Origin of the sequence: Spiroplasma endosymbiont of Lariophagus distinguendus (assembly GCF_023846195.1) — a bacterium.
Classification (GTDB): domain Bacteria; phylum Bacillota_I; class Bacilli_A; order Mycoplasmatales; family VBWQ01; genus Spiroplasma_E.
The window spans coordinates 1-2,691 of the sequence record NZ_JALMUW010000092.1; the positions used below are offsets into that span (position 1 = coordinate 1).

The window sequence follows — 2,691 nt, forward strand, 5'->3', positions numbered from 1 at the left end:
CGATATTGACATCTTTTTTAAAAATAAAAAAAAGTTCCTATATAGTAAATAAGGAACTAAAGTTTTTAGGGATTATTTGGATTTTTTTTAACACTCTTTTTTATTAAATTACTTAAAAAATTTAAAAGAGTTGATATTAAAATAGTACTTACTAAAAATGCTGTAATTCCTAAAAAAAATAGAATTCAACCAATTTTATATGGATTTAGTTGATCATATGGAAAAGCTGTAAAAGCTTCTTGTTCTGGTGGAAGAAAATTCATTAACATTATTACTCGTAATGAAACATAAAATAAATAAATTGAAATAACAATTAAATTATATCAACAATATTTTTTAAAATATTGATTTGTGGAAATATTTATTTGTCTAAAAAAGAAATAATAAAAAATAACAATTATTGGAACTAAGATGTGTTCTAATATTGACTTTAAGATTTTATATCAAGTATTAAAACCAACAATATTATTAGGACTAATTATCATTGTTAGATTAAATACAATAAAAGTTCCCAAATTTAATGTAGCAATATGAGTTAAATTATTTTTACCTGTTATTCATGTTGGCATATTTTTAGTATGACAATTAATTCAATTTAATATACCATAAACTGAAGTAGATAAGGCAATTCAAACTGAGAAATAAATTGATTGATTAATAATAGAAAAATCAAAATTTTTAGTAGAATCACCATATTGCGGATCTGGTTGAATTGTTGAAAATAATAAATCTAATATTACACAAAATAATGGAATAATTGTAAAAAAAACTAAAAAACAGTATTTAATTTTTTCATATTTATATTTTTTGTTTGTTTGCATGATTTAAAATAATCCTTTTTTATTAGTTTTGATTTTATTTAATTTTTAATTAATTTAAATAACTGATCAGCAATTTGTTGATGAGCCCATTTATTAGGATGTATATAATCAAAGAAAAAATTATTATTAATTGTTAATGGTTCTGTATTATTAACATATTGTGGTTTTTTATTTAATAAAATTTCTTTTCAATTTCAAGCAATAGATTCATTAATAATATTTTTACCCATTAGTTTTGCTTGATTTAAAATTTTATTAAAATATTCTTCCAAATCAAATAATTTTATATTTATTTTTGAATTATCTTTTATCAAAATTTTTGATTTTACTTTTCAGAGAATATTAAATTTTTTTACTAAATTTATTGCTAATAATCTAGTATTTTTTGAACCATTAACATATTGTGGAATTTGACTAATATCTGGACAATTAGATATTATTAAATTATAAGCTCCAGCATTAATTAACTTCTGAATTGCGTTAAATTCATTGTTTATAGATTTTTCAATTAATAATTCTGAATTGCATGATGGTAATCTATCTAGTATAGTAGTTAAATCATTACCCCCTATTTCCATAAAAATATAATCATTTTTTAGTATTTTATGTTCTTTTATTAGTTTTTCTGATTGCTGAGTAATATTAAAATGATTGAAAAATATTTTATATTTTCAATCATTTTCATCTTTAGATTGAGATCCAGACACAGCATAGTTATTACCCTTTTGATATCAAGCTGGTATTAATTTTTTTCCTAGTTTTTTTGCTAAAATACTAGCAGCAACATCACCATTAGTAAATGAGTTATGAAAAAAAGGTTCTTGAAATTTTATTTTATACAAATTTAAAAAATTATTATTAATAATATTTGCTAAATTACCATTATCTGATAAGCTATCACCTAAGACATATAATTCACTATTTGTATAAATATTATTATTAATTTCTTCGCTTGCTTTGCTTGTTATATTTGTTTTAAATAAACTTAAAGTTCCTATTTGTGTTCCAATTATTAAAAATTTTAATGTTTTTAAAATTAATTTCATTTTTTTCCTTTCAAAAGAAAACTTATTTATGCTTTTCTTCCTTTATGTACTTTTTTAAAATTTTATCACATAAATTTAATTATGGAATATGTTGTGATAAAATTTTAAAAAAGTACATAAAGGAAGAATTTTACAGATTTAGATTTCTGTTCATTTTGTAATTTCTTTACAGTAAAATTAAATGGCAATTATTACAGCTAAATGTTATATATCATCATGTGAAAAAAAATACACGATTGATTCTTTATATAGAGATAAATTTATATATTGTAGTGGAAAATGTTATCAAAAATCATTTGATAATACAGTAACAAAATTTACACAAAAATAAAACATTTGGAGGGATAGTATGAATAAAAAAGAATTAGTAAAAGCAATAAGTAATGATTTCTATTTGTAATAAAAAAGGTGGTGTGGGGAAAACTACTCTTTGTAAAAACATTGCGTATAAACTTGCTTTAGAAAATAAAAAAATTTTACTTATTGATTTAGATCCACAAGCTACAATTACTATGCAAGTTAATAATGATGTTAAAAATGATAAATGTATTTTAGATATAATTGCTTCAAAATCAGCAGTAAAACTTATTAAAATTATTAATTTAATTGAAAGAACAAAATATAAAAATATTGATATTATAATGGCAAATGAAGAATTAAATAAAGTTTCAGCTACAATAAATGCAACATATTCTGAAAAAGAAAAATATTTATTATCTGATATAATTTATCAAAATAATCAAGAAATATTTGAAAATTATGATTATGTATTAATTGACTATCCTCCAACAATAAATGAATTATCTGTAATTTTTTTAATGCTG

3 protein-coding genes are annotated in these 2,691 nt (G+C 20.1%); 1 reads left to right on the forward strand and 2 read right to left on the reverse strand.

The features are described from left to right. Positions 1-65: 65 nt before the first annotated feature. Both M0D11_RS05630 and M0D11_RS05635 read right to left on the reverse strand, forming a co-directional pair. Positions 66-821: a hypothetical protein gene (locus M0D11_RS05630; protein ID WP_252320887.1), complete on the reverse strand. Its 756-nt coding sequence runs from the start codon at positions 819-821 to the stop codon at positions 66-68. A 38-nt stretch (positions 822-859) separates the two neighbouring features. Next, entirely contained in the window at positions 860-1,867 is a 1,008-nt protein-coding gene (locus M0D11_RS05635) for an SGNH/GDSL hydrolase family protein (protein ID WP_252320889.1), read from the reverse strand. Between the two features lie 383 nt (positions 1,868-2,250). Here M0D11_RS05635 and M0D11_RS05640 point away from each other — a divergent pair. Beyond that, on the forward strand, positions 2,251-2,691 hold a 441-nt coding region (locus tag M0D11_RS05640), incomplete at its 3' end, for a ParA family protein (protein ID WP_256468454.1).